Origin of the sequence: Streptomyces sp. Ag109_G2-15 (genome assembly GCF_900215565.1) — a bacterium.
Classification (GTDB): Bacteria; Actinomycetota; Actinomycetes; order Streptomycetales; family Streptomycetaceae; genus Streptomyces; species Streptomyces diastatochromogenes.
Genome location: NZ_OCNI01000001.1, coordinates 23200 through 46158 on the forward strand (window position 1 = coordinate 23200; position 22959 = coordinate 46158).

Annotated in this window: 3 protein-coding genes and 1 pseudogene; all 4 read right to left on the minus strand. The window is 73.9% G+C overall.

Going from position 1 to position 22959, the window contains the following annotated elements; genetic code table 11:
- Position 1: 1 nt before the first annotated feature.
- The gene (locus CRP49_RS00095; protein ID WP_097251560.1) at positions 2 to 1525 is read right to left on the minus strand and encodes an FAD-dependent monooxygenase; all 1524 of its coding nucleotides are present in this window, start codon (positions 1523 to 1525) and stop codon (positions 2 to 4) included.
- Positions 1522 to 7095: pseudogene (locus tag CRP49_RS00100) on the minus strand (type I polyketide synthase); the annotation flags it as partial. The pseudogene CRP49_RS00100 and the gene CRP49_RS00095, both read right to left, overlap by 4 nt.
- Before the next feature lie 54 nt (positions 7096 to 7149).
- A complete protein-coding gene (locus tag CRP49_RS00105) occupies positions 7150 to 12111 on the minus strand; it encodes a type I polyketide synthase (RefSeq protein ID WP_373560317.1) in 4962 nt (1653 codons plus the stop codon).
- Between the two features lie 2 nt (positions 12112 to 12113).
- A complete protein-coding gene (locus tag CRP49_RS00110) occupies positions 12114 to 22931 on the minus strand; it encodes a type I polyketide synthase (protein WP_179851446.1) in 10818 nt (3605 codons plus the stop codon).
- Positions 22932 to 22959 lie beyond the last annotated feature (28 nt).

Consider the following 22959-nt stretch of genomic DNA (forward strand, 5'->3'; position numbering starts at 1 on the left):
GCTACGCTCCTTCGCGGCCTGAGGTCGTGGACGGGTGTGGCAGCGCGATGCGGGCCAGCAGGCGCCCGGCATCGGCGAGTTCGGCGGGGCTGGTGCCCGAGGCGGCGACGTAGCCGTCGGGCCGCAGGAGCAGGAACCCCGATGATCGCCGAACCATGTGGTCGTGGCGGAGCGGCACGGGTGACGCTCCGGCGAACGCCCGGCCGCGCCGGTCCGCTCCGCCGTCGGCCGGACCCAGCGTCAGCAGCCGGAATCCGGGGGGACCGTCCACCGCGGCGGGCGGCACCCAGTGCGGAGCCCGCCGACCGGGCTCGGGCAGTCGGCCCGGCCGGGCGGCCGCGAGCAGGTCCGCCTTCCGTTCTCCGTGCGGCGGCCGCTCGGACAGCGTGTCCGGGTAGTGGACCCGCCACCCGGCCAGCAGCGGCACGAACCAGCGGCGGAGCAGGCCCGTTGCCTCGAGGGCGCTCCACGCCCTGTTGCGTACCCGGGCCGCCGCGGGGCCGAGTGTGAAGACCTTCAGGAACTGGTGGGTGGCACGGACGATCTGCTCGGCGGCCTGGCGCCGCTCGGGCTCGTAGGTGTCGAGAATCCGCGGATGCAGCTCCCCGTTGATGACACCCGCCAGCTTCCACGCCAGGTTGTGGGCGTCCTGGAGCCCGAGATTGAGGCCCTGCCCGCCGAGGGGTGAGTGCGTGTGGGCCGCATCTCCCACCAGGAAGCAGCGCTCGGTGTTCAGGACCGAGGCGATCCGCTCCTGGCTGGTGAACCGGTTGACCATGTCGAGGTCCTCGATCGTGATGCCGCCCGGGCCGCGTTCGTCGAGGAGCTGCTGCACGCCCTCGGCGGTGACCGGATGGCTGTCCGGGACCGCGCCGGAGACCCGGATGCGGTCACCGGGCATGGCGGCGAAGACGACCGAGCCCGTACGGCCCAGGAAGTAGTGCACCGCGTCCCGTTCGAACGCGCCGTCGATCCTGCCCTCGGCGAGCAGGAAACCCGTGGACACCGGGGAGCCGACGAAGTCGATGCCCAGCTTCTCCCGGACGATGCTCCGCACTCCGTCGGCGGCGACGAGCCAGTCGGCCTCGATCGCCTCCGGGCCGTGCGGGGTCTCGGCCTTCACGGTGATGACACCCGCGGTGGTGGCCACGTCGGTGACGCGGACGGATCGCTCCACCCGGCCACCGGCCCGTTCCAGAGCGGCCTCCAGCAGCCGGCTGGTGTTCTCCTGGGGGAGCATCAGGGGCTCGTTCTCCGTGCCGAGCGCCACGCGCAGGGTGCGGCCGCCGGCCAGGTGGTAGCTGGTGGAGCGGATCCGCAGTCCCTCCCGCTCGGCCTCGTCGAGGATGCCGGCCTCCCGGAAGACACGCAGGGTGGGCGGGTGGAGCTGAACGGCCCGGGAGCCGGTGTGCGGCTCGGTCTGGGCCTCCACGATGCGCGCCTCGATGCCGCGCTGCCACAGCGCGCTCGCGACGGCCAGCCCGACCGGTCCCGCGCCCACGATCAGGACGGGGCTCCGTTTCATGCCGACTTCTCCTTTGCCGAGGTGGTGGTCGCGGACACTGCGGGGGACGTGCTGTCGAGCCATGTGTGGACGGTCCGCGCGGTGGTCGTGGCGTGCTCCTCGATCATCGAGAAGTGGTCGCCCGGCACCTCGACGGCGTCGTGGCGCCACTGCCAGGTGGACTGCCCGCCGCCGTCGAGCGGCCGGGGGGCACCGGGCACGGGCTCGGCGGGCCGCACGAGCAGGACGGGCGCCTTGACGTCGGCCGGCTGCCGGCCGGAGAGGAGATCCAGGTAGCGGCCCATGGCGGTGATGCGGTCGGTGCTCAGGGGCGCGAACTCCCCAAGTCGCTCCGCCATGCCCGCCATCAGCGCGGGGCCGATCTCCGTGAGCGCTTCGCTGTCGGGCAGGAAGGTGTCGAGGAGGATCAGCGCCTCGGGAAAGACGCCCTCGGCCTCCAGCCGCGCGGTGACCGCGTGGGCGAGGAGACCGCCGGACGAGTAGCCGACGAGGGCGAACGGGGCGCCGTCCGCGCGGCGCATCACCGCTTCGGCCGCCGCGCCGGTGATCGCGTCGAGGGTCGCCGGCAGGCGTGTGCCCTCCACGAAGCCGGGCAGCGAGAGCGCCGAGACGTCCCGGTCACCGCCGAAGGTGGCGGCGAACCGAGCGAACTGGTGCGGGCCGGAGGTGGCGAGGACGGTGGGGAAGCAGATCAGCGAGGGCTGCCGGCTACCGGTGGCGACGGCCACCGGGTCGGGGACGTCGGCGGGCTCGGGGACCTCGAAGGACGGACGGCCGCTCGCCGCCTCGGCGATCCGGTCGTGCAGCGTGTCGGCCCGGCCTTCGGCGGCGGCGCGCACGTACTGCGCCGCCAGGTCGTCCACCGTACCCGTCGGGGCGCCGTCCCGGTCGAGTTCGTCCCGCAGGAAGCGGGCCAGGGCGTCCGGGGTGCGCCGGTCCAGGATGACCCGGGCGGGCAGCTTGCGCTGCAGTACGGCGTCCAGGCGGTTGCGCAGGGCGACGGCGCCCACGGAGTCCATGCCGAGTTCGAGGAAGTCCCGGTGGGCGTCGACGGCCTGGGGGTCGTCGTGTCCGAGGAGGTCGGCGATCTCGGTCCGCACCACGTCGAGCAGCAGCGTGAGACGCTCGGCCGGGCTCGCCTCCCGCAGCTTCACCAGGACCGTCGCCGTGGCGCGGTCCGCGTCCGCGGAACCCGCGCCTTGCAGCGCCCGCCTGACCTCGGGAATGCCGCCGAGCAGCGGCCCGGGGCCTCCCGCGGCCAGCACCCGCAGATAGGTGTTCCAGTCGACGTCGGCGAGGACCAGGGCCGAGGCGTCCTCGTCGAGTGCCTGGCGCAGCGCGGTGAGGGCCCGCTGCGGGTCGATCGGCGGCAGTCCGCGCCGGGTCAGCCGTTCGCGCCGGGTCTGCGCGGCGGCCGCCGCCTCGGACTCGGCGGGTTCCTCGTCCCACACGCCCCAGGCCAGCGAGGTCGCGGGCAGACCGTGCGCCCTGCGGTGCTCGGCCAGCGCGTCCAGGTAGGCGTTGGCCGCCGCGTAGCCGGCGAGTCCGAGACCGCCGCCGAGGGCGGTGGTGACCGAGGAGAACAGGACGAACGCCGACAGGTCCAGGGTGCGCGTCAGCTCGTGGAGATGACGCGCGCCGAGCGCCTTGGTGCGCAGTACGGCCTCCAGCCGGGCGGGGGTGAGCGTGCCGAGCGCCTCTTCCTCCAGCAGGCCCGCGGTGTGGAAGACGGCGGTGAGCGGCGCCTCGTCCGCCAGGTGCGCCAGCAGGCCGACCAGGGCGTCGCGGTCGGCCGGGTCGGCGGTCGACACGGTCACCCGGGTGCCCGAGGCGTGGAGTTCGGCGACGAGGTGCTCCGTGGCGTCGGAGGGGGCCTCCGGCGCCACGGTGAGCAGCAGGTGTTCGGCCCCGGCCTCGGCGAGCCGGCGGGCCAGGTGCGCGCCAGGTCCGTGGGTGCCCGCGGTGATCAGGACGGTGCCCCGTGTCGGCAGGCCGGCGGAGGCGGTGCCGTCACCGCCCCGCGGGGCACGCACCAGCCTGCGGGCGAAGAGCCCGTACGGCCGCAGCGCCAGCCGGCTCTCCTCCCCCGCTCCGGCCAGGACCGCGGTCAGTCGGCCCAGGTCCCGCTCCGCGGGTGCCTCCGGCAGGTCGACGACACCGGCCCACAGGTGGGGCACCTCCAGCAGCGCGACCTCGCCCAGCCCCCATACCTGGGCCTGCACGGGGTCCTCGACGCGGTCGGCGGTGCCGGTGGCGACGGCCCCGCGGGTCACCGACCACACGCGGCGGTCGAAGCCCGCGTCGGACACGGCCTGCAGGAGCAGCAGGGTGCCGGCCAAGCCGTGCGGCAGCGCGGGGTGCGGCTCGTCGGCCGTGCCGTCCAGCGGCAGCAGGGACAGCACGCCGGCGGGCTGCTCGTCGCCGGTCTCCTCGCGCAGCCGGGTGGCGAGGTCCGCGCGGTCGGTGCCGGGTTCGACGACGACGGTGCGGGGGCGGGCCCCGCCGTCCTCCAGTGCCCGGACGACGGCCCGGACGAGCGGCGTGTCCGCGGCGCCGGCGGGTACCGCGACCAGCCAGGTGCCGGCGAGCGCCGTCGGCAGGGGGTCGCCGACGGGCTGCCAGACGGCCTTGTAGCGCAGGGAGTCCAGCTCCGCGTCCAGGCGGTTGTCCCGCCACCAGGACGCGAGGGCGGGCAGCACCGCGCCGAGCGGTCCCGTGTCCACGCCGAGCGTGACGGCGAGGGACTCCAGGTCCTCTCGTTGCACGGTCTCCCAGAACGCGGCCTCTACGGCGTCGGCGGAGGCGGGGTGCTGTTCCGCAGCGGCTTCCACCCAGTACCGGCGGCGCTGGAACGCGTACGTCGGCAGCTCCACCCGGCGGGCCGTGCTGCCGGCGAAGACGCCGGTCCAGTCGACGGGGACGCCGCGTACGTGCAGTTCGGCGAGCGAGGCATAGAAGCGCTCCAGGCCGCCGTGGTCCCGGCGCAGTGTCCCGATGACGGTGGCCTCGGCCTCGGTGCCCTCGGCGGTCTCCTCCACACCGAGTGCGAGCACCGGGTGGGCGCTCGACTCGACGAAGACGTCGAACCCGTCGGAGAGGAGCTTGCGGACCACCGGTTCGAAGCTGACGGGGCGCCGGCAGTTCTCGAACCAGTAGTCGGCGGTCAGTTCGGAGCCGTCCAGCACCTCCCCGGTGACCGTGGAGTACAGCGGGACGCGACCGGCCCGGGGGCGTACGAAGTCCAGCAGTTCGGCGATACGGTCCCGGAGGCGGTCGACCTGGGAGCAGTGCGAGGCGACCGTGGCGGGGATGACCCGGGCCCGTACGCCCTCCGCGGTGAGGGTGGCGACCAGCTCCTCCAGGGCCTCGGGTTCGCCCGCCACCGTGACCAGGCTCGGACTGTTGATGCCGGCGATCGACAGTGCGTCGCCGTAGGGCTGGAGCCGCGGCTCCACTTCGGCCCGCGAGGCTCCGACCGAGGCCACCGCGCCCCGGCCGACGAGTTCGTCGGCGAAGAGCTGCGAGCGAAGGACGATGAGCCGGGCCGCGTCCTCGAGGGTCAGGGCCCCGGAGACGACGGCCGCCGCTATCTCGCCCTGGGAGTGGCCGACGACCGCGTCCGGCTCCACACCGTGGGAGCGCCACAGTTCGGCCAAGGACACCATCACCGAGAACAGCACCGGCTGGACCACCTCGATGCGGTCCAGTGAGGGGGCGCCCTCCCGCTCGCGCAGGACGTCCTCCACGTCCCAGTCGACGTGGGCGCCTACGGCCCTCGCGCACTCGCGCAGACGGTCCGCGAAGACGGGTGCGCTGTCGAGGAGTCCGAGGGCCATGCCGGCCCACTGGGAGCCCTGGCCCGGGAAGACGAAGACCGTCCGGCCGTGGTCCCGCGCGGTCCCGCTGACCACCTCGGCGCGGTTCTCGCCGGTCGCGAGGGCCGTCAGACCGGCCGTCACGGAGTCGCGGTCGCCGCCGATGACGACGGCCCGGTGGTCGAGCATCGCGCGGGTCGTGACGAGGGAATGACCGATGTCGGCGAGGTCGTCCCCGGGGTGCGCGGACAGGTGGGCGGCGAGCCGGGCGGCCTGGGCCTTCAGGGCGTCCCGGCTGCGCGCCGAGACCAGGATCGGCAGCTCGGCCGGTGGGCTTCCCCCGGTCCGCTGCTCCTGTGCCGCGGCGGGGTCTTCGGCGGGGGCCTGTTCTAGGACGACATGCGCGTTGGTCCCGCTCATTCCGAACGCGGACACGGCGGAGCGGCGGGGGCGGCCGGTGTCGGGCCACTGCCGCTGCTCGGTGAGCAGTTCCACCGCACCCGACTCCCAGTCCACGAACGGGGACGGCTCGTCCACGTGCAGGGTGCGCGGCAGCACACCGTGCCGCATCGCCATCACCATCTTGATGACGCCGGCCATGCCGGCGGCGCCCAGGGTGTGGCCGATGTTCGACTTGATCGACCCCAGATACAGCGGTTCGCCCTCACGGCCCTGGCCGTAGGTGGCCAGCAGCGCCTGCGCCTCGATCGGATCACCCAGCCGCGTACCCGTACCGTGCGCCTCGACCGCGTCCACCTCATGCACCGCCAACCCGGCACCCGCCAGAGCCCGCTGGATCACCCGCTGCTGCGACGGACCGTTCGGCGCGGTCAGACCATTGGACGCACCGTCCTGGTTGACCGCACTGCCCCGCACCACCGCCAGCACCCGATGACCCAGCCGCCGCGCATCCGACAACCGCTCCACCACCAGCACGCCCACACCCTCGGCCCAACCCGTACCATCGGCCGACGCCGCGAACGCCTTGCACCGCCCGTCCGGGGAGAAGCCCCGCTGGCGGCTGAAGTTCACGAACTCGGTCGGTGTGGCGAGGATCGTCACACCGCCCACCAGCGCCATGGAGCAGTCGTCCCGGCGCAGGGCCTGCGCCGCCAGGTCGAGCGCCACCAGCGAGGAGGAGCAGGCCGTGTCCACCGTCACGGCCGGGCCCTCCAGGCCCAGGGTGTAGGAGACCCGGCCCGACAGCACACTGCGTGCGGCGCCCGTCATCTTGTAGCCCTCGATCTCGCCGGGGGCCTGCTGGAGCGTGAGCTGGTAGTCGTCGGTGACGCAGCCGGCGTAGACGCCGGTGCGGCTGCCGCGCAGGGTGAGGGGGTCGATGCCCGCCCGTTCCACCGCCTCCCAGGCGACTTCCAGGAAGAGCCGCTGCTGCGGGTCCATCGCCAGCGCCTCACGCGGCGAGATACCGAAGAACTCCGCGTCGAACTCCGCCGCCTCGTACAGGAATCCGCCCTGCCGGGTGACGGTCCGGCCGGTCCGGTCCGGATCGGGGTCGTAGACGTTCTCGTCCCATCCGCGGTCGGTGGGGAAGCCCGCGATCACGTCGGCCCCGGACGCGACCACGTTCCACAGGTCCTCGGGGGACCGCACGCCGCCCGGGTAGCGGCAGCTCATCCCCACGATCGCGAGGGGTTCGCGGCGCTTGTCCTCGGACTCCTTCAGGCGGCGGCGCGACTCCGTCAGCTCGACGGTCACGCGCTTGAGGTATTCCCGGAGCTTTTTCTCGTCAGATGTGGCGTTCATTCGATCCTCGCTGATGTCTGGCAGGTGTCCTGCCGTGCCGCCGGGTCAGGGGGTGCCGAGCTCGCTGTCGATGAAGGCGAAGATGTCCTCGTCGGAGGCCTCCTCCAGCTGCGCCGCGACGGCGGCGACCTCCGCGTCCTGGCCGGTCAGCTCCGCCAGGAGGGACTGGAGGCGGGCGCCGATCCGCTCCCGCACGGTCTGGTCGCCGGAGTGCGCGGTGATCAGGGACTGCAGCTTGTCCAGCTCCTGGTCGACGGGGGTGCCCGCCTCCGCCGGCGCGATCTCGGCGCGCAGGAAGGCGGCCACCGCGGCCGGGTTGGGATGGTCGAAGACGAGCGTGGCGGGGAGCCGCAGCCCGGTCACCACGCCCAGCCTGTTGCGCAGCGACACCGCGGCCAGGGAATCGAGTCCCAGGTCCTTCAGGGCTCGGGTGGCGGGGACCGCCTCGGGACCGGAGTGCCCCAGGACGGCGGCGATCTCCGTGCGGACCAGGTCGGTCAGCAGACGTTCCTGTTCCGGTTCGGGCAGCCCGGCCAGGGACTGCAGCAGTGTGTCCGCGGCCTCGGAGGTGCGGGCCCCGCTCTCGCCCTCCGCCTGGCTCAGCGCCTGGTCGACCTCGGGCAGTCCGCTGATCAGCGGGCTGGGCCGGACGGCGGTGAAGGCCGGGGCGAACAGCTCCCAGTCCACGTCGGCGATGACGTAGGCCGCTTCGGCCTGTCCGATGCTCTCGGCCATGGCGTCGAGAGCGAGGTCGGGTGCCATGCCGGCGAGTCCGCGGCGGCGGAGCTGTTCCCGGCGGAGCTGCTCGGCGGCCGGGTCCGGCGCCTCTGCGGCGGTGGACGGGGTGTCCGCCCACAGGCCCCAGGCGAGCGCGGTCGCGGTCCGGCCGCTGTCCCGGCGGTGCTCGGCGAGCGCGTCGAGGTAGGCGTTGGCCGCGCCGTACGCGCCCTGGCCGCCGCTCCCCCACACGCCGGCGATCGACGAGAACAGGACGAAGGCGTCCAGGGTCCCGGCATCCACGAGGTCGTGCAGATGGGCCGCGCCCGCGGCGACGGCGCTCACCGTGGCGGCGAACTCCGCCGGGTCCGTCTCGGCCAGCGCGGCGGTGCGCGGGTCGCCGGCGGTGTGGAACACGGCGGTCAGCGGCTGCTCCGCCGGGATGCCGTCCAGCAGTGCGGCCACGGCGGCCCGGTCGGCGAGGTCGCAGGGGACCACGGTCGCCTGCGCGCCCGCCGCGGAGAGTTCCTCCAGGGTTTCCGGCAGGCCCGGGCCCTCGGCGCCCGGGGAGTGGGTGAGCAGCAGATGCCGGGCGCCGAGGGCGGCGAGCCGGCGCGCGACCCGCGCGCCCATCCCCCAGGTGCCCTCGGTGACCAGCACGGTGCCGCGTGGCTGGTACGTGTCGCCGCCCGGCCTTCCCGTCGCGGCGCGTACCAGTCGGCGCACGAGCGTACCGGCGGGCCGGATGGCCAGCTGGTCCTCGCCGGCGGGCTCGGCGAGCACGGCCGTCAGGCGGCGTAGCGCGCTGTCGTCCGCGACGGCCGGCAGGTCGACCACGCCGCCCTGGAGCTGCGGGTGTTCGAGTGCCGCGGTCCGGTGCAGGGCCCACACCGCCGCCTGGGCGGGGTCGTCGAGCGTGTCCGATCCTCCCGTCCCGACCGCGCCCTGGGTGAGGAGCCAGAGCCGGGGCGGCTCGGCCGTCTCGGTGACCGCCTGGATCAGCAGCAGGCTGGCGAGGATGCCCCGGGTCACCGTGGGGTGGTCGCCGTGGGGGGCGGTGTCCAGCGCGAGCAGCGACAGAACGCCTTCAGCGGGTGTGTCGCCGGCGGCCTCGGCGAGCTGCCGCGCGAGCGTGTCCCGGTCGGTTCGCGCCGGGTCGACGGTCACCCGGAGCACCTGGGCGCCCCGTCCGGCCAGTGTCGCCTCGGCCGAGGCGATCAGGTCGGACCCGGAGAGTGCCGCGGGTACGACGACCAGCCAGGTGCCGGTGAGCGTTCCCTCGACGGGCACGCCGGCGGGCCACCAGGCGGCCCGGTACCGCCAGGAGCCGGTGACGGAGCGCCGGGCGCTGTCCTCACGCCATGAGGCGAGCGCCGGCAGCAGCTCCGCGAGTGCGCCGGAGCTGTCGGTGCCGAGCAGGTCCTCCAGCGCCGCGAGGTCGCGCTCCCGGACCGCGGTCCAGAACTGCTCGTCCTGGCCGCCGTCGCCGTCGGCCTGCGGGGCAGGCGTCTCCAGCCAGTACCGGTGCCGCTGGAAGGGGTAGGTGGGCAGTTCCACCCGCCGGGCGCCGGAACCGGCGAACAGCGCCGGCCAGTTCGCCCGGACGGCTCCGTTCGCGTGGGCCTCGGCCACCGCGGTGGTGAGCGTGCGGGCCTGCGGCCTGCCGCGTCGCTGGGTGGCGAGCAGCAGCGGCTCGGTGTCTCCGGTCCCGCTCAGGCAGTCCTGCGCCATGGCGGTGAGTACGGCGTCCGGTCCCAGCTCGACGTAGGTCTCCACCCCTTCGGCGTGCAGGGTCCGTATGCCGTCGTGGAAGCGCACCGCCCGGCGGATGTGGTCGGCCCAGTAGTCCGCGGAGCGGGCCTCGTCGGCGGTGAGGACGCGGCCGGTCACGTTGGAGACGATCGGTGTGACCGGCCGGGAGAACTCCAGCTTTCCGGCGGTCGCGCGGAACTCGTCCAGCATGGGGGCCATGTGGGGCGAGTGGAAGGCGTGGCTGACGTTCAGCCGGCGCGTCTTGACGCCGGCGGCGTCGAGTTCGGCGGTGATCCGCAGCACCGTGTCCTCGTCGCCGGAGATCACCACGGACGCGGGGCCGTTGACGGCGGCGACGGACACCTCGGCCTCGTGGCCCTTCAGCAGGCCGGTCACCTCGTCCTCGGTGGCCAGCACCGACACCATGGCACCTCCCGCGGGCAGGGCCTGCATCAGGCTGCCGCGGGCGGCCACCAGGGCGGCGGCGTGGTCCAGGGAGAGCACCCCGGCGACGTGCGCGGCGGCGAGTTCGCCGACCGAGTGGCCCATCAGGAAGTCCGGGCGCAGCCCCCAGGACTCCAGCAGGCGGAACAGTGCCACCTCGAGGGCGAACAGCGCCGCCTGGGTGTGGACGGTCTGGTTCAGCAGTCCGGCGTTCTCCGTGCCGTCCTCGGCGAACATGATCTCGCGCAGCGGGCGGGCGAGGTGGCTGTCCAAGGCGTCGCAGACGGCGTCGAGGGCTTGGGCGAACGCCGGGTACGCGTCGTACAGTTCGCGTCCCATTCCCGGTCGCTGGCTGCCCTGTCCGGTGAACAGGAAGGCCACCTTGCCGCTCCGGCCGGCGACGCCCGTGACGACTCCTGGAGCGGGGCGTCCTTCGGCCAGTGCGGCGAGGCCGTCCCGCAGTTCCGCCTCGTCGGAACCGAGCACCACGGCGCGGTGGTCGAACACCGAGCGCGCGGCGAGGCTGAACGCGACGTCCGGCATCAGGGCGCCGGCAGCGGGCGTGGTGACGTGTTCGCGCAGCTGCCCGGCCTGGGCGGTGAGCGCTTCGGTGTTCCTGGCGGACAGCAGCAGAGGCAGCACCGCCGGGCCGGTGCCGGTGTCGGTGTCGGTGTCGGCCGGGTCCTCGGCGGGAGCCTGTTCGAGGACGACATGCGCGTTGGTGCCGCTGATGCCGAAGGAGGAGACCGCGGAGCGGCGGGGGCGGCCGGTGTCGGGCCACTGCCGCTGCTCGGTGAGCAGTTCCACCGCACCCGACTCCCAGTCCACGAACGGGGACGGCTCGTCCACGTGCAGGGTGCGCGGCAGCACACCGTGCCGCATCGCCATCACCATCTTGATCACACCACCGACACCGGCCGCGGCCTGCGTGTGCCCCATGTTCGACTTGATCGACCCCAGATACAGCGGTTCGCCCTCCCGGCCCTGGCCGTAGGTGGCCAGCAGCGCCTGCGCCTCGATCGGATCACCCAGCCGCGTACCCGTACCGTGCGCCTCGACCGCGTCCACCTCATGCACCGCCAACCCGGCACCCGCCAGAGCCCGCTGGATCACCCGCTGCTGCGACGGACCGTTCGGCGCGGTCAGACCATTGGACGCACCGTCCTGGTTGACCGCACTGCCCCGCACCACCGCCAGCACCCGATGACCCAGCCGCCGCGCATCCGACAACCGCTCCACCACCAGCACGCCCACACCCTCGGCCCAACCCGTACCATCGGCCGACGCCGCGAACGCCTTGCACCGCCCGTCCGCGGAAAGCCCCTTCTGCCGGCTGAACTCCACGAACGTGCCCGGCGTCGACATCACCGTCACACCGCCCGCCAACGCCAGCGTGCACTCACCCCGCCGCAACGCCTGCACCGCCATGTCCAACGCCACCAACGACGACGAGCACGCCGTATCCACCGTGACCGCCGGACCCTCGAAACCGAAGGCGTAGGAGACCCGGCCCGACAGCACGCTGCCCAGCCCGCCGGTCAGCCGGTAGCCCTCGACGCCTTCCACCGGGTGGTGCAGCTGGGGGCCGTAGTCGTGGTACATCTGCCCGGCGTAGACGCCGGTGTGGCTGCCGCGCAACGAGACCGGGTCCAGGCCCGCGCGCTCCAACGCCTCCCAGGACACCTCCAGCAGCAACCGCTGCTGCGGATCCATCGCCAACGCCTCACGCGGCGAGATACCGAAGAACTCCGCGTCGAACTCCGCCGCCTCGTGAAGGAACCCACCCTCACGCGTGTACGACGTCCCCGCACGCTCCCCCTCCGGGTCGTACAACCCCTCCAGATCCCAACCACGATCCACCGGGAACCCCGAGATCGCATCCCCGCCCGACACCACCAACCGCCACAGATCCTCCGGCGACCCCACACCACCCGGATACCGGCACCCCATCCCCACGATGGCGATGGGTTCCTGGCCGGCGGCGGCCAGTTCCTGGTTCTTGCGGCGCAGTCTGGCGTTCTCCTTGAGCGAGTCTCGCAGCGCTTCGACCACAGTGTCGGATGCCGTGTTCGTCATCATTTCTCCGTTCAGCACTATCAGGTCTCGGAACTGGCGCGGACCATGCGAATGAGGGCGTCGACATCCATGTCGTCGATGAGGTCGGCACCGTCCTCCGGCTCGTCGGAGCCACCGCTCCGCTCGCCGGCCTGGGCGTCGACGTCGTGGGCGAGCCGGAGCAGTCCGTCGAGCAGGCCCGCCTGCCGGAGGCTGTCCACCGGGACGGAGGCGAGCACGCGGCGGATCTCGGTCTCGTCGGGTGTGTCGGCGGCTGCCGTCGACGGCTCGGGGGCGAGCACCGTCAGCAGGTGTCCGGCGACGGCCTCGGGGGTCGGGTAGTCGAAGACGAGGGTCGCGGACAGCCGCAGCCCGGTCGCCTTGCCGAGTCGGTTGCGCAGCTCCACGGCGGTCAGCGAGTCCAGACCCAGTTCCTTGAATCCGCGCGTGGCGTCGACCGTGTCCGATGCGCCGTAGTCCAGCGTCGCCGCGATCTCGGCGCACACGAGGTCCAGCAGGACCTGCTGCTGCTCGTCCGCCGTGAGCGCCGTCAGCCGCTCGGCGAGGGTCGGCCCGGAGGGGGCCTGCCCGGTGGCCGGGCCGGCGGACGCGGCGCGGCGGCCCGGCGCCCGGACCAGGCCGCGCAGCAGGGGCGGCGCGTCGGCGCCGAGCGCCCTGAGCGCCGTCGTGTCGAGCGGCAGCGGCACCAGCGCGGCCGCGTCCGTCCCGAGTGCGGCGTCGAACAGTTCCATGCCCTGAGCCGAGGTGATCGCGACCATGCCGGTCTTCGCGAACCGGTTGCGGTCGGCCTCCGTGAGTTCGGCCGCCATGCCGCCTTCCGCCCAGGGTCCCCAGGCGAGCGAGGTGGCCGGCAGCCCCAGGGCCCTACGGTGCTGTGCCAGGGCGTCGAGGAAGGTGTTGGCCGCCGCGTAGTTGGCCTGGCCCGCGCCGCCGGCGAGTCCCTGGATGGAGGAGTAGAGGACGAACGCGGACAGCCGCAGGTCGCGGGTCGCCTCGTGCAGATTCCAGGCGGCGTCGGCCTTGGGCCGCAGGACCCGGTCGATCCGCTCAGGGGTCAGCGACTCCAGGACGCCGTCGTCGAGCACGCCGGCCGCGTGCACCACCGCGGTCAGCGGATGCTCGTCGGGGATGCCGGCGAGCAGTGCGGCCAGGGCGTCCCGGTCGGCGACGTCACAGGCCGCGACAGTCACCTCGGCGCCCAGGGCCGTGAGGCCGGCCTGGAGTTCGGCCGCGCCGTCGGCCGCCGGGCCCCGGCGGCTCGTCAGCAGCAGGTGCCGCACACCGTGGTCGGTGACGAGGTGGCGGGCCAGCATGCCGCCCAGCGCTCCGGTGGCACCGGTGATCAGCACCGTTCCGTCCGGGTCCCAGGGCGCCGAGGCGTCGGCCGGGACCACGGCCCGCTCCAGCCGGAGGGTGCGCGGGGTTCCGGCCCGGACCGCGACCTGCTGCTCGTGCGCGGCCAGCGCCTTGCCGATCGCCTGCTCGGCGTCGGTGCCGGCGTCGGCGGTGTCCAGGTCCACCAGCACGATCCGGTCCGGGTTCTCGGTCTGCGCCGTGCGCAGCAGACCCCATACGGCGGCGTGCGGAAGGTCGAGCACGTCCTCGTCCGGGGCGGCGGCGACCGCCCGCCGGGTCACCACGGCCAGCCGGGACGCGGCGAGCCGCTCATCGGTGAGCCAGTCCCGCGCCAGTGTCAGGGCGCGGTGCACGGCCTCGCGTACGGAGTGGGCCCGTGTCGTCAGCGGCGCCACCACCAGGCCGGGAACCGGGGCTCCGGCGGCGACGGCGGCGCTCAGTGCCGCCAGATCGGTGAACCGTTCGGCGCCGGGCAGCTCCAGCGGGTCGTCGCCCAGGACGGTCCAGGGCCGGGCCGGCGTCTCGGTGCCGGCGTTCACCGCCACCCAGGAAGGCCGGAACAACGCCTCATGGCTGCGCCCGCCGGCCGCGCCCAGCTGCTCGGCGGACACGGCCCGCACCGCGAGCGACTCGACCGTGGCGACCGGCATGCCCGCCGCGTCGGTGACCTCGATGGTCACCGCCCCGGAGCCGGCGGGGGTCAGCCGTGCCCGTGCCGCCGCCGCGCCCAGGGCGTGGTGGCGCACCCCGCTCCACACGAACGGCAGTCGTGGTTCGCCGGTGCCCGGCAGCACCCCCAGCTCGATGGCGTGCAGAGCCGAGTCCAGCAGGGCCGGGTGCAGCCCGAAGGCGGACGCCTGTTCCTTCTGGTCGTCGGGCAGGGCGAGTTCGGCGAAGACCTCGTTGCCCCGGCGCCAGACGGCCCGCAGTCCCTGGAACGCCGGCCCGTAGTCGAAGCCCTGGCCGGCGAGGTCGTCGTAGCGGCCGGTCAGGTCCACCGGCTGCGCGTCGCGCGGCGGCCACACCACCAGGTCGAAGCCGGCGGGCGCCTGCTCGGGTGCCAGCGTGCCGCCGGCGTGCCGGGTCCACAGCTCCTCGAAGGCTCCGCCCTCGGGGCGGGAGTGAATGGTGACGGAACGGCGTCCCGACTCGTCCGGTGCTCCGACCGCAACCTGCAGCCGCACGGAGCCGGTCTCGGGCAGGACCAGGGGTGCTTCGAGGGTGAGTTCCTCCAGTTCCCCGGCATCGCCCTCGGCGCCGGCGCGCAGCGCCATGTCCACGAAGGCGGTGCCCGGCAGCAGTACCCGGCCCAGCACGGCGTGATCGGCCAGCCAGGGGTGGGTCCGCAGGGAGAGCCGGCCGGTGAGGACGGTCTCGTCGGTGTCGGCCCGGGTCAGCGTCGCGCCGAGCAGCGGGTGATCGGCCGGGGACAGCCCCGCGTCGCCGACGTCGGCGGTGCGGGCCGTGGGCTTGGCCCAGTAGTGCTTGCGCTGGAAGGCGTAGGTGGGCAGCTCGACCCGGTGGGCGCCGGAGCCGTCGAACAGCGCGTCCCAGGACGGGCTCAGGTGCCTGACGTGCAGCCGTGCCAGCCCGTGGGCGACCGCCAGGGTGTCCGTGCGGTCCTTGCGCAGCAGGGGGACGAATTCCGGTTCCGTGCCCTCCGCGTCCACGACGCAGTCCCGGCCCATGGCCGACAGCACGCCGTCCGGGCCGAGTTCCACGAACGTCGTGACGCCGGCGCTCTGGAGCGTACGTATTCCGTCGTGGAACCGGACGGCCTCGCGCACGTGCCGGACCCAGTACTCCGGTGAGCAGACCTCCTCGGCCGTCAGGAGCCCGCCGGTCACGTTGGACACGATGGGGATGACCGGCGGCGCGAAGGCGAGCCGTTCGGCCACGGCACGGAACTCGTCCAGCATGGGGTCCATGCGGGGTGAGTGGAAGGCGTGGCTGACGTTGAGCCGCCGGGTCTTGCGGCCCCGGCTCTCCAGTTCCTTGGCGACGGCGAGCGCGGCCACTGTGTTGCCGGAGATCACCACGGAGGCGGGCCCGTTGACGGCGGCGATCGCCACCTCGTGCTCGCGCCCCGCCAGCAGCGCCGCGACCTCGTCCTCGGGTGCGAGGACAGAGACCATGGCGCCGTCCTGCGGCAGGGCCTGCATCAGCTTGCCGCGGGCCGCGACCAGCGCCGCCGCGTCGGCGAGGGACAGCACGCCCGACACGTGGGCGGCCACGAGTTCACCGATCGAGTGACCGGCCACGTAGTCGGCGTGCAGTCCGAGGCTCTCGGCCAGCCGGAACAGGGCCACTTCGAGGGCGAACAGGCCGGTCTGCGTGAACACCGTCTGGTGCAGCAGCGGCCCCTCCCACTCCTCGGGGTCCGCGAAGATCACGTCCCGTACCGAGCGCCCCACGTGCCGGTCGAGTTCGGCGCACACGGCGTCGAGGGTCTCGGCGAACACCGGGAAGGCGTCGTACAGTTCGCGTCCCATTCCGGGCCGCTGGCTGCCCTGTCCGGTGAACAGGAAGGCGGTCCTGCCGCTCGCCGGCGCGCCGGTGAGGAGCCGGGCGGACGGGCTGCCCGCGGTCAGCGCGTCCAGGGCCTCCAGCAGTTCCCGGCGGTTGTCGGCGAAGAGCGCCGCGCGGTGGTCGAATGCCGTCCGGGTGGTGGCCAGCGAGTAGGCGAGGTCCGGCAGGTCCACCTCGTCGGCCGTCTCCAGGTGTGCGCGGAGCCGGCGGGCCTGTTCTGCCAGTGCCTGGGGCGACTTGGCGGACAGCAGCACAGGCGTCGTGACGGGCGTGCGGCCGGTGTCGGTGTCGGTGTCGGCCGGGTCCTCGGCGGGAGCCTGTTCGAGGACGACATGCGCGTTGGTGCCGCTGATACCGAAGGAGGAGACCGCGGAACGGCGGGGGCGGCCGGTGTCGGGCCACTGCCGCTGCTCGGTGAGCAGTTCCACCGCACCCGACTCCCAGTCCACGAACGGGGACGGCTCGTCCACGTGCAGGGTGCGCGGCAGCACACCGTGCCGCATCGCCATCACCATCTTGATCACACCACCGACACCGGCCGCAGCCTGCGTGTGCCCCATGTTCGACTTGATCGACCCCAGATACAGCGGTTCGCCCTCACGGCCCTGGCCGTAGGTGGCCAGCAGCGCCTGCGCCTCGATCGGATCACCCAGCCGCGTACCCGTACCGTGCGCCTCGACCGCGTCCACCTCATGCGTGGCCAACCCGGCACCCGCCAGAGCCCGCTGGATCACCCGCTGCTGCGACGGACCGTTCGGCGCGGTCAGACCATTGGACGCACCGTCCTGGTTGACCGCACTGCCCCGCACCACCGCCAGCACCCGATGACCCAGCCGCCGCGCATCCGACAACCGCTCCACCACCAGCACGCCCACACCCTCGGCCCAACCCGTACCATCGGCCGACGCCGCGAACGCCTTGCACCGCCCGTCCGCGGAAAGCCCCTTCTGCCGGCTGAACTCCACGAACGTGCCCGGCGTCGACATCACCGTCACACCGCCCGCCAACGCCAGCGTGCACTCACCCCGCCGCAACGCCTGCACCGCCATGTCCAACGCCACCAACGACGACGAGCACGCCGTATCCACCGTCAGCGCGGGGCCCTCCAGGCCGAGGGTGTAGGACACGCGGCCCGACAGCACGCTGGCCGCGCTGCCGGTCATCCGCTGGCCCTCGGCGCCTCCTGGTTCCGCGGTGTCGTCACGGAACATGAACGTTCCGGCGTAGACGCCGGTGTGGGTGCCGCGCAACGAGACCGGGTCCAGGCCCGCGCGCTCCAACGCCTCCCAGGACACCTCCAGCAGCAACCGCTGCTGCGGATCCATCGCCAGCGCCTCACGCGGCGAGATACCGAAGAACTCCGCGTCGAACTCCGCCGCCTCGTGAAGGAACCCACCCTCACGCGTGTACGACGTCCCCGCACGCTCCCCCTCCGGGTCGTACAACCCCTCCAGATCCCAACCACGATCCACCGGGAACCCCGAGATCGCGTCCCCGCCCGACACCACCAACCGCCACAGATCCTCCGGCGACCCCACACCACCCGGATACCGGCACCCCATCCCCACGATGACGACGGGGTCGTCGTCCGCGGCGACGGTGGCCGGGGTCTGCGGCACGAGGGGACTTCGCCGCTCGTGCAGGAGTTCGGAGCGCAGGTAGCCGACGACGGCCGCGGTCGTGGGGTGGTCGAAGACGAGCGTGGCCGGCAGCCGGACTCCGGCCGCCGCGCTCAGCTTGTTGCGCAGCTCCACGCCCGTGAGGGAGTCGAAGCCGAGGTCCTTGAACGTACGGGAGGCGTCGACGGCGTCCGCGGAGGAGTAGCCCATGACGGCGGCGACCTGGGTGCGGACGACCTCGTCCACCAGCCGCTCGGCGGCGTCCCCGGACAGGTCCGCGATGCGCTGGGCGAGGCCGGTGGCGGGCGTGCCGGTCACGGGGTGCGGCTGCGCGGCGGAGGCCCGGCGCCTGGGCAGGGCGACCAGGCCGCGCAGGGCGCCGGGCAGTTCCTCCTCGGCCGCCCTGGTGCGCAGGGCGGCGCGGTCGAAGCGGGCGGGGACGACGACGGGCGCGTCCACCGCGCGGGCCGTGCCGAGCGCGGCGAGCCCTTCGTCCACGCCGAGCGGCTGCAGGCCGAGGCGGCGGAGCCGGGCCCGGTCGGCGTCGTCGAGGCCCCGGATCAGCCCCTCCTCGTGGTCCCACGGTCCCCAGGCGAGCGAGAGGGCGGGCAGCCCTTGGGCCCTGCGCCGGTGGGCGAGACCGTCGAGGAAGGCGTTGGCCGCCGCGTAGGCGGCCTGGCCGCCGTTGCCGACCGTGCCGATCACGGAGGAGAACAGGACGAAGTCGGAAAGTTTCTGATGCTTCGTCAGCTCGTGCAGGTTCACTGCCGCGTCCACCTTGGGCCGCAGCACCCGCTCGATCTGCTCCGGGGTCAGCGTGGCGACGACGCTGTCGTCCAGGACCGCGGCCGCGTGCACGACGGCGGTCAGCGGATGCTCGTCGGGGATGCCGGCGAGCAGTGCGGCCAGGGCGTCCCGGTCGGCGACGTCACAGGCCTCGACGGTCACGTGCACGCCGGACGCCCGCAGGTCGGCGGCGAGTTCGACGGCGCCCTCGGCGTCGGAACCGCCGCGGCTGACCAGGAGCAGATGGCGCACGCCCTGTTCGGCGGCCAGGTGACGGGCCACCAGGGAGCCGAGCCCGCCGGTGCCGCCGGTGATCAGCACCGTACCGCCGGACTCCCACGCGGGAGCCGGGCCGGCCGGGATCCGCGACCGTTGCAGCCGGGGAACCAGGACGGAGCCGTTGCGCAGGGCGAGTTCGGGTTCCCCGGAGGCGAGCGCGGCGGGCAGCGAGCGCAGTGACTCCCGCTCGCGGCCCAGGTCCAGCAGGCCGATCCGGCCGGGGTACTCGGCGCGCACGGACCGTAGCAGGCCCCACAGCGCGGCGCCCACCAGGTCGGGGTCGTCGCCCGCCGTGCCGGTGGCCACGGCCCCGCGGGTGACGAGCACCAGCCGGGAGCCGGCGAGCCGGTCGTCCTCCAGCCAGGACCGCACCCGGGCGAGGGTGTCCCCGACGGCGGTGCGAACGGCTTCGGCGACCGCATCGGCCGGGCCGGCGACCGCCGGCGTGGGGCACTGTACGAGGACCGCCTCGGGGGTGACGGAACCGGCCGCCTCGATCAGCGCGGTCATGTCCGGGTGGACCACCACTCCCGCGTCGGCGGTGGTGAGGGCGGTGGCCAGGCCGAGGTCGGCGTCTCCCGCCACGGCCCACCGGCCGGACCGCGCGTCCCCCGCGGTGAGCGCCAGGCGGGTCCAGCCGATCTGGAAGAGTGCCTCCTGAGCGGGTGTTCCGGCCGCACGGCGTACCGCTTCCTCGGACAGGGGGGCCAGGGTGACGGCGTCGACCGTGGCGAGCGGCAGTCCCGCGCCGTCGGCCACGGTGAGCGAGAAGGGACCGGCCGCACCGGTCCGGGCTGCTCCGGCGGCGGGGGTGATCCGGACCCGCAGGGTCTCCGCTCCGGCCGCGTGCACGGCGATGCCCTTCCACTCGGTGGGCAGCCACACCGCGGTGGGATCGGTGCCGGCGGAGGACGCCCGGTTCGCGGCGAGCGCGTACAGGGCGGCGTCCAGCAGGCCGGGGTGCACGGCGAAGCGGGCGGCCCCGTCGCGGTGTTCGGCGTCGAGGGCCACCTCGGCGAAGAGTTCCTCGCCCAGGGTCCAGGCCGCCCGCAGGGTCGCGAAGGCCGGGACGAGGGGCGTCTCGTGCTCGTCGGCGGCGACCGGTGCGGCCCCGGCGGGAGGCCAGATGCTCAGGTCGGACGGGATTTCGGGACGGGCCGGGACGAGGGCGCCGGCGGCATGCCGCGTCCAGGAGACGTCCGTGTCGGTGTCCTGGGGCCGGGAGTGCACGGAGAACGCGCGCCGCCCCTCGGCGTCCGGCGCTCCGACGCCGACCTGGAACCGCGCCCCGCCGTCCGCGGGCAGAACCAGCGGTGACTCCAGCGTCAGTTCCTCGATGTGTGCGGCGCCCGTCTCGGCACCCGTCTGCAGGGCCAGTTCCACGAAGACACCGGCGGGCACCACGATCTCGTCGTGCACACGGTGGTCGCCGAGCCAGGGCTGGGCCTGCGCGGACAGCCGCCCGGTCAGGATGAGTTCTCCGGCCTCGGCGCGTGGTACGACCGCGCCGAGCAGCGGGTGGTCGATCGGGGCGAGTCCCGCCGAGCTGACGTCGGCACCCGTACGCTCCGGGGCCTGCAGCCAGTAGGAGCGGCGCTGGAAGGCGTACGTGGGCAGGGGGACGCGGCGGCCCCGGCCGGCCGTCGTGCGGTGCCAGTCCACGGTGGCACCGCGGACGTGCAGTTCGGCGAGCGCGCCGAGCAGCGCGGGGACCTCCGGCCGGCCGTGCCGCGCCGTCGGCAGGAAGGCGGTCTCCTCCTCGTGCTCCACGGACACGCAGTCGCGGCCCATCGCCGCGAGCACCGCGTCCGGTCCCACCTCCAGGAAGGAGCGCACACCCCTTTCCTCGAGCGCGCGCATGCCGTCGTGGAAGCGGACGGCCTCCCGGGCGTGGCGCACCCAGTAGTCGGGGGTGCTGATCTCCTGCGCGGAGACGAGACGCCCGGTGAGGTTGGACACCACGGGGATGCGCGGGGGCTCGTAGGCGAGTCCGGACGCGACCTCGCGGAAGGCGTCGAGCATCGGGTCCATGCGCGGCGAGTGGAAGGCGTGGCTGACACGCAGTCGCTTGGTCTTGCGCCCCCGCTCGCGCCACTGCTCGGCGACGGCCAGCACGGCGTCCTCGTCACCGGCGAGCACGGTGGACAGCGGGCCGTTGACCGCTGCGACGGAGACCTGGTCCTCCCGTCCGGCAAGGGTGGGCAGGATCTCCTGCTCCGAGGCCTGGACGGACACCATCGCGCCGCCGGACGGCAGTTGCTGCATCAGTCTGCCGCGGGCCGCGACGAGAGCGCAGGCGTCCGGGAGGGAGAGGACGCCGGCGGCGTGTGCCGCGGCCAGTTCGCCGACCGAGTGGCCCAGGACGACGTCGGGGGTGACACCCCAGTCCTCCAGCAGGCGGAACAGGGCGGTCTCGTACGCGAACAGCGCGGCCTGCGTGTATCCGGTGAGGTGCAGCAGGCCGGCGTCCTCGGAGTCCTCCGCGAGGAACATCAGGTCCCGGACGGAGCGGTCGAGGTGCTGGTCGAGCAGGGCGCAGACGTCGTCGAGGGCGGCGGCGAAGACCGGGTAGGTGTCGTACAGGGCGCGGCCCATGCCGGCCCGCTGGCTGCCCTGTCCGGTGAAGAGGAAGGCCAGTTCGCCGGGCCGGACCGTACCGGCCGCCGCTCCGGCGGGAGTGTCTCCGGAGGCTTGCGAGGACAGCCCGGTGAGCACCTCGTCCCGGTCGGCGGCGAGCAGCACGGCGCGGTGCTCGAAGTGGGTGCGTGTGGTCGCCAGCGAGTGGGCGACGTCGCCGAGGCTCTGGTCGGGGTGGGTCTCGAGGTGGGTGCGCAGCGCGCCCGCCTGGGCGCGCAGTGCGTCGGCGGTCCGGCCGGACACCGGCACGGGGGTGGGCATCCCGGGGGTGCGGGCGGGGGCGGACCGGTCCGGTGTCCGCGCGCTCTCCGAGTCGGGGGTCCAGTCGGAGAGGACGAGGTGGCAGTTGGTACCGCCCATGCCGAAGGAGGAGACGCCGGCCAGCACCGCGGCGCCGTCCGGGGTGTCCAGCGGGCTGAGGCCGTCGTTGACCCGCAGCCTCAGCTCGTCGAGCGGGATGGACGGGTTGGCGGAGCGGAAGTTGAGGCTGGGGACGAGGGTCCGTTCCCGTAGGCAGAGCACCGCCTTGATCAGGCCCGCGATGCCGGCGGCGCCCTCCAGGTGCCCGATGGTGGGCTTGACGGAGCCGACAAGCAGAGGGGAGTCGGCGGCCCGTCCGCTGCCGGCACCGAGCACGGCGCCGAGCGCGGCCGCCTCGATGGGATCGCCGAGCGGGGTGCCGGTGCCGTGCAGTTCGACGAAGCGTACGGCCTCGGGGGCGACGCCGGCCTGGTCGTAGGCGCGGCGCAGCACGTCCTCCTGCGCGGCCCGGCTGGGGGCGGTGAGGTTGTCGCCGCCCCCGTCGTTGTTGACGGCTCCGCCGCGGATGAGGCCGTGGATGGTGTCGCCGTCGGCGAGCGCCCGGCTCAGCGTCTTCAGGACGACGACGCCGCCACCCTCACCGCGCACATAACCGTTGGCGCGGTCGTCGAAGGTGTACGTGCGGCCCTCGGGTGACAGGGCGCCGAACTTCTCGGCCACCACGAAGCCCTCGGGCACCAGGTTCAGGCTGACTCCGCCGGCCAGTGCCAGCGCGCAGTCGCCCTTGCGGAGACTCTCGCAGGCGAGCTGGACGGCGACCAGCGAGGACGACTGGGCCGAGTCCACAACCAGGCTGGGGCCGCGCAGGCCGAGGAGGTAGGAGATGCGGTTGGCGATGATGCTCCGGCTGACGCCGGTGATGGTGTGGTGGGAGACCGATTCGGCCCCGTACTGGTGGACGAGCCTGGCGTAGTCGTCCCAGATCGCGCCGAGGTAGACACCGGCCCGCGTGCCCTTGATCGCGGCCGGGACGATGCCCGCGTTCTCCAGCGCTTCCCAGGCGAGTTCGAGCATGAGCCGCTGCTGCGGGTCGACGCTCGCCGCCTCACGGGGCGTGATGCCGAAGAACTCGGGGTCGAACGCGTCGACGCTGTCCAGGAATCCGGCCGGCCTGGTCACCGCGTCGCCGGGCAGGCCGGGCCGCCCGTCGGGCACCCGGTCGGACACGGCGCTCTCACCGGCGTGCAGCAGCTGCCAGTACGCCTCCGCCCCGGGCGCTCCGGGGAAGCGGCAGGACATTCCTACGACGGCGATGGGTTCCCCCGGCACCGTGTCGACTTCCGGACGTCCGGACACGGATGCAGTGGCCATGGTGTGGCTCTTCCTTTCGGCGACCGCG

Bases quoted from the DNA above. Each gene is read 5' to 3' on its own strand.
- CRP49_RS00095 (WP_097251560.1), bottom strand. From the start codon at position 1,525: ATGAAACGGAGCCCCGTCCTGATCGTGGGCGCGGGACCGGTCGGGCTG.
- CRP49_RS00110 (WP_179851446.1), bottom strand. From the start codon at position 22,931: ATGGCCACTGCATCCGTGTCCGGACGTCCGGAAGTCGACACGGTGCCG.